We start from the raw sequence: 6,182 nt of genomic DNA on the forward strand, positions 1-6,182 counted from the left end.
GTTGTATCGGCAATAAAGCATCTAAGTATAAGATTAAGTTTTTGAGCACTTAATTTTAGACGTTTTACGAGGTCTGTTTTTTCTTGCACTAATGACATTTATAACAACTTTATTGGTTGTTATCTAGGCTAGACCCTATTTTAACTTTGAAACAAAAGAAGTCAAAGAAGAATTTGAAAGATTAAAAAGCTTTGGAGCAAAAGTAATTAAAGAACCTTATAAAGTTGCCCCAAGATATTGGATTGCTACTCTTGCGGATCCGGATGGAAATTATTTCCAATTAACAGCTCCTTGGGAAGAAGGAAGCTAATTATCTTCATGCTGTTCATCGAGCTTACTTTTAAGTTCAGCTAAAGCATTTCTTTCTGTATCATGAGCAGCTATTTGAATAGCATCATCAATTCTTAACCAGTTTCCAACTTCAATTTTCTCATCTTTATCTAAAGATAATTCCTGAGATTCAGGCGCAGGACTTCTTTCTAAACAAAATCCGTACAGATGAACTTTTTTCTTTTGTTCACTTACTAAATAGCTCAATGATGATAATGAAATATATGGTAATCCACTTACAATAATTCCTGTTTCTTCTTTTATTTCTCTTTGTGCTGCCTCAAGAGGGGTTTCTTCAGGTCTTAAACGGCCCTTTGGAATGACATATCCATACTCTCTGTGTAAAGCAAGGAACACATAAACAGTATCTCCTTCATAGTAATATGGTATTCCTCCCGCACTAATAATGTCTGCTACATCTCCATCTTCAATTTTAATTGTATTCATATTAATATATTCTAAAAAAGATTTATAAAAAAATCAAGCAACTAAGTAATATGGGTACAATCAGTATAAAGGAAGTTTATCAAGATTCATATAATAGATACTTTAAAAAATCTAAATATAATAACATTGTCTCTATTTCACGTATTAAAAGAGTTTTTGGAGCAAATACAAATTGTTTTATTGTAAAAGCAGTTAATGAGGATGGTCTATCAAAGAACTTCTTTGTAAAATATCCGAATTTAAGTACCATCTTGCAAGAGATTAGAGGTTATAAATCTCTTAAGGATTATATTACTATCCCAGAAGTACTTTACTATGATGATAAAATTTTAATTAACTCCTATATAGAAGGACAACTACTTTCAGAGCTAGTTATTAAAAGGGATTTCAAAAGAAATAATATAGATATTTTAAAGCTAGAAAAAAATAAAGAAAATATACTATCAAATCTTTATAAGAATAGTCCAGAGAAAATATTAACATTTGATAAGTATCTTAAGATTAAAGCTAATAAACTGTTTTACAAACGCCTATTTGGAAGAAGATATGAGAATTTTTATGGTTCAACGTCTAGTGTTCATTCTCTGATAAACAAAAAAATTATACTCAATGGTCATAAGTTCAAAAAAACAATTTTTGAAATATTCGAGGATATTAAGAATGAATACAAGAATGCAGAAAAGAAAGAAGTTACTTGTATTCTCGGTCATGGAGATCTACACCATGGAAATATAATATGCACTAAATCACTTAAAACTTATTTTATTGACCTTGAGTATGCAAGTTTCATGCCAATTTATATGGAATTGGCAAAGCCTTATTATAATGACTCTTTTGTCTTCGTATTGTTGTATCATTTTGGACTTCTGGAAAGATATTTTTCACTAAAAAAGTTTGAAATCACAGATAGCGCAATTAAGATTGAAGCTTCAGTTAAAAAATCTTTTAGAAGAAGATTACAATTAGCTTCTATTAAAATGAAAGCGAGATCAAATATTTTAGAAAAATATTCTGATTTTATTCGTTTTAATAGTTATTTAGTAATGAGTCATACTTTAAATCGTGATCCTAATACATTTCCAGAGATAATGATTCCATTCTTTTTAATATTTACATGTATATTAGATGAATTTGATTATAAAAACCCTGAATCTATTTTAGATTACTTTAAATAAGAGTATCTTCGCCTTCTTGGACTTTTCCTTCTCTCTTTTCTTCTTTTATTTCTTGAATCCTCTTTTTATTGCAAAACAAAGTTTTAAACTCACGATCAGATTTAGTTCCTTCTGAACTAAATTGAGGATCTCTTCTATTTTTTAAAAAGTAACTTAAAGCATTAATCATTTCTATTTCTGTATCCGGAATATGAACAAAATTACGTGCTTTATTTTCAGGTAAACCGCCATATTCCCTTCTTATTAAACCACGGAGACCCGTTCCTTCTGGGTTTTCCGCAGAAACAATTTTTCCTTTAATCCTTTGTAATAAAAGAAGTGGATCCGAGTAACTTTTTTCATCTATTTCAAAAAAAATAACTCCATATGGTGAATCTACTAAAGAATCTCTTAAAAGTCTTCTCCTGTCTTCAGGTAATTCGTCCATATTATATAAAATTTGCAATAAATCATCGGTCATTATTCCTGTTGCAACATATAAAAGTTCATCTTCTGCTTTTACGTTTGCAGGATTACGTAATATCTCCAATCCGTTTTTTATCGTAGTGAGAAGCTTTTTTTCTTCCTCACTTGGATCTGGATAACTTTGTATAGCATTAATAACTCTTGGTAAAAAAAGATATGCTTCTGGTTTTATTAATAAATAGGCTAACATCTTATCTCCTCCATAATATATGTGTTAACTTTAAAAAAAGTGTCAATATTTTGCTTTATTAATTCCATTAAACTTTCATTATCAGGAATAGTCCTCCAAGTTAAACGAAGTTCATAAGCTTCTTTCAAGGATAAAATACTAACCGCTGGAATATGTTCTTCCCATTTTTTTAAAACATCATCAAAGTGATAATAAAGCTCTTTATACTCCCATAATAGGTATGTTTGCATAATAAGTAGTGAATTTTTAATAACCTTTCTTAGGTAGTACTTTGCTTTTAAAGGATCAATATTCTGGCAAAGTTTAACAATATAATTTTGCACTTCATTAAAATAAACATAAAAACATTCCCAAGAAATATTTGTAATATCAAATAGTGGCAAGGTAAATCCTTGCTTACAGTAAAGAATTGCAGACTCCAATGTTGGATTCGAGATATTAAGATTTTTAATTATTTTAAGCCAAGAAGCATCCCTTGCCCCACCACTTACAGCATACTTTAATCCGTTAAACTCAACCAATTCTACACCTGTTTTGATATCAAAAGACTTTTCTAAATTTGCACGTAATTTTTCGACTTCTTCAAAATATTCTTGATTAAAGGAATCATAAACAAGGACAAAATCTATATCACTCCAACCCTCAATATAATCTCCACGAGAAATACTCCCAATTAAAACTAAAGAAAGTGTATTACTATGATTTACAATATTCTGATAAAAGTCTGTATTGATTAAATTTGCTGCATTCACATATCAGTATAGGAAAAAAAAAAGTTAGTGTCTTGTCTAGATAACAGTTGAAAAACTGTTAGAATAGATTGTAATGACGATAAAAAAGACCTACATAAAACGGTTAAGAATTTCGAGGTCGAAATTTAATCTTATAGATTCCTACTTTTGTCGTGACTTTACTGCCTACGATACAAGCATTCTTGTAAGAGTTAACAGACATACAGTTGAACACTACTTCAATATTTTCAGATCTCTAATATTCTTTGATTCTTTAAAAAAAGAAGAAAAACTAAATGGCGAAATTGAAATAGATGAAGCATATTTTGGACCCAGTAGAGTCCGTGGAAAAAGAGGACGCGGCGCCAGTCGAAAAGTTCCTGTTATTGGGCTTCTTAAAAGAAACGGTAAGGTATTCACTAAAATTGTCAAAAACTGTAAAAGAGAAGCTTTAATGCCTATTATTAAAGGTAAAATCTTAACCGGATCAACCGTCTATACTGACAGTTGGAAATCATATGAAGGATTAATTCTTTATGGTTACCGTTATAAAAGAATTCATCACGCGAAAAACGCATTTGCCAGAGGTAAAAATCATGTCAACGGTATTGAAAGTTTTTGGTCGTTTGTTAAAACAAGACTACAGAAGTTTAATGGTGTAAGAAAAGACAAATTTCTGTTATACTTAAAAGAGTCAGAGTGGCGATTTAACAACAGAAGAAGACTTGAAAAATCGTTAAAATCGCTTCTAAAATTAAGCCTTATAGTTATTAGTTAACTATACAAGACCCTATAGTATTATAAGTTTAATAAAAATAACAAAATTTAACATCATACTTATGGAAACACAAGAAATTACATCAAATCAAATTGAAGCAAAAGGAATAATTAAAAAATCTCCGCAAGAACTTGCGGCACAAATAGTGAGTGCATATGGAACTTCTTTGGATTTTAAAGCACTTCCAAAAGGAGAACAACTATATGATAAATACAAAGAAATCAGGAGTTATGTTTAAATACTTCTTGAAAGTGATGTTAGTAACGAACAACTTGAGGAAGAATTAGAAGGATTATACAGACAAGGAAAAGAATTAGGAATTTACTCACCGCTAGAAAGTGGAAGAAAAGGTGAATTTATATCATATGCCGCGAATCGCTATATGAGCTTATGGGGATATTCTAATACTGTAGCAGAAGAAAAAGCACAAAGAATACTTCCAAAACAAGGGTATGCTGGAATGTTACGAAGGTGGAGACGTGATCATGAAAATAATATAGCTAAATATTTCCAAGACTTTATTGATCGTCACCCTATGACGGAGACCGATGAAGCCGAAAAAATAAAACAGCTCCGGACACGAGTAATCTATTTGACCAAACCAGAACAAACAAAAGCATTGGCTGCTCAATTTCCTGGTGGCAATTATTTATATCATGGCACTAGGGTTGAACAAGCAATTGCTATTTTAGAGTCCGGTAATTTGTCAAATGTAAAAGGACTCTATGATGCAGAAGAAGAACGAATCAAAAGAGAAGGAGGAGAAGAAAAAATTATTAGACGTAATTCAGGATACGAAGGTATTTCATGGAACTACAATAAAATAGGAGCGTTACCCGGAGATAGATATCACTTGGTCGGATTCTTAGCTTCTCCTCAAGAAGTATTAAAAGAAGGTGAAAAACTTGCTATACCTTCACGCCCTGCCCCTTATGAACTTATACAAGGTAATATTAATAGTGCTAGATATTATTCATTAAAAACTCAACAAGAATTGTTGATCACAATAGGACTCGGAGAAACGAATTCAGTTTTGTCAAACATCGTCCAACTATCACGCTATCGAGAGAATCAAACAAAAGGTGAAGTCAATCCATTTTCAATAGATTCCATGCTTCAAAATTTTATCGATAAAAATACTGACGATACAGAAATGAGTAATAAACTAAGAGGTTTATATTCTCTTCGAGAAGATGGGACAATAGAGTTCAATCCTTCTTTACTACAACAAGTAAGTAATGAGATACCTGTGGCAGCAGTCTGGCTTCAGGCCCTTATTGATACGGGAAGAATTAAGAATATTAAGGGTTTTGAAGATATAACAACAGTAAGACAAGCTGTTCAAAGAATAGACAACATAAATTATAAAGCATTTATTGAAGAACTAAGGAAAGAAAAAAACTATTTAGAACAAGCCATTAAAGATGATGATGACAATGTCACAGCTGTTTCAGTCCCAGTATCTCAAATGTATCTTGTTATACCGAACATTGACTTAGAAAGGTATATGAAAATATTAGCTAGAACTAAGATTCAACCAAAAGGCATTGTCGTGTATGATCACAATGCTGTAAGATTGGAACATTTCGCATCAATGCATAAAGGTGATAATGAAGCGATGTCTCAATTACTTAGAAACGCTATCCAACCCACCGAAGGATATATTGATTATGAAGAAGAAATATTAGGAACGAAAATAACACCTGAAAAAATGGTTGGATACAGAAAACATGTTATTGGGGAGGAACACTTAACTAAAAGAAAATCATTACGGAGAGATGAACAAGGAAGACTAGTGGTTTTATAAATTTTATTTTACTAAGGGGTAACAAAACAATCGCAAAATCTCGCGTACGAAGAATAGTAAAAAAGTAGTGGATGGGGTGTCTTGTACTTTAGTAAGCGAACGGAGCAAAGCGAGTTAACTTATGGAGTTTAACATTTTTTGTAAACAACTTTTCCTAAAAAAAATAAGATTGTAATATACACTGCAATTTTTGGTGATTACGATGAATTAAAAGATCCAGAAAAAGAGATTAAAGATGCAGATGTTTTATGCTTTTCAG

General features: G+C 31.1%; 7 protein-coding genes and 1 pseudogene. 5 read left to right on the plus strand and 3 right to left on the minus strand.

The window, feature by feature from the left end; all coding sequences use genetic code 11:
- The first annotated feature begins 139 nt into the window (after nucleotides 1-139).
- Nucleotides 140-310 (plus strand): annotated as a pseudogene (locus K6343_05990) (hypothetical protein).
- Here the strand turns inward: K6343_05990 and K6343_05995 are convergent.
- Complete coding sequence (locus tag K6343_05995; GenBank protein ID MEF3245507.1) at nucleotides 307-777, minus strand: NUDIX domain-containing protein; 471 nt, start codon at nucleotides 775-777, stop codon at nucleotides 307-309. The pseudogene K6343_05990 and the gene K6343_05995 overlap by 4 nt on opposite strands.
- Nucleotides 778-827: 50 nt before the next feature.
- Here K6343_05995 and K6343_06000 point away from each other — a divergent pair, with 50 nt between their 5' ends.
- Nucleotides 828-1,952: a phosphotransferase gene (locus tag K6343_06000; protein MEF3245508.1), complete on the plus strand. Its 1,125-nt coding sequence runs from the start codon at nucleotides 828-830 to the stop codon at nucleotides 1,950-1,952.
- Here K6343_06000 and K6343_06005 read toward each other — a convergent pair.
- Complete coding sequence (locus K6343_06005) at nucleotides 1,945-2,607, minus strand: hypothetical protein (protein MEF3245509.1); 663 nt, start codon at nucleotides 2,605-2,607, stop codon at nucleotides 1,945-1,947. The genes K6343_06000 and K6343_06005 overlap by 8 nt on opposite strands.
- Nucleotides 2,601-3,359, minus strand: coding sequence for a nucleotidyltransferase domain-containing protein (locus K6343_06010; protein MEF3245510.1), 759 nt, complete (start codon nucleotides 3,357-3,359; stop codon nucleotides 2,601-2,603). The genes K6343_06005 and K6343_06010 overlap by 7 nt, the downstream gene beginning before the upstream one ends.
- A 73-nt stretch (nucleotides 3,360-3,432) precedes the next feature.
- On the opposite strand from K6343_06010, the gene K6343_06015 reads away from it, so the two are divergent.
- From K6343_06015 to K6343_06025, 3 genes are all read left to right on the plus strand, one after another.
- Complete coding sequence (locus K6343_06015; GenBank protein MEF3245511.1) at nucleotides 3,433-4,116, plus strand: IS1595 family transposase; 684 nt, start codon at nucleotides 3,433-3,435, stop codon at nucleotides 4,114-4,116.
- Between the two features lie 61 nt (nucleotides 4,117-4,177).
- Entirely contained in the window at nucleotides 4,178-4,354 is a 177-nt protein-coding gene (locus tag K6343_06020) for a hypothetical protein (GenBank protein MEF3245512.1), read from the plus strand.
- Between the two features lie 144 nt (nucleotides 4,355-4,498).
- A complete protein-coding gene (locus K6343_06025) occupies nucleotides 4,499-5,923 on the plus strand; it encodes a hypothetical protein (protein MEF3245513.1) in 1,425 nt (474 codons plus the stop codon).
- Nucleotides 5,924-6,182 lie beyond the last annotated feature (259 nt).

This window comes from Caldisericaceae bacterium (assembly GCA_036574215.1).
Taxonomy (GTDB): domain Bacteria; phylum Caldisericota; class Caldisericia; order Caldisericales; family Caldisericaceae; genus Caldisericum.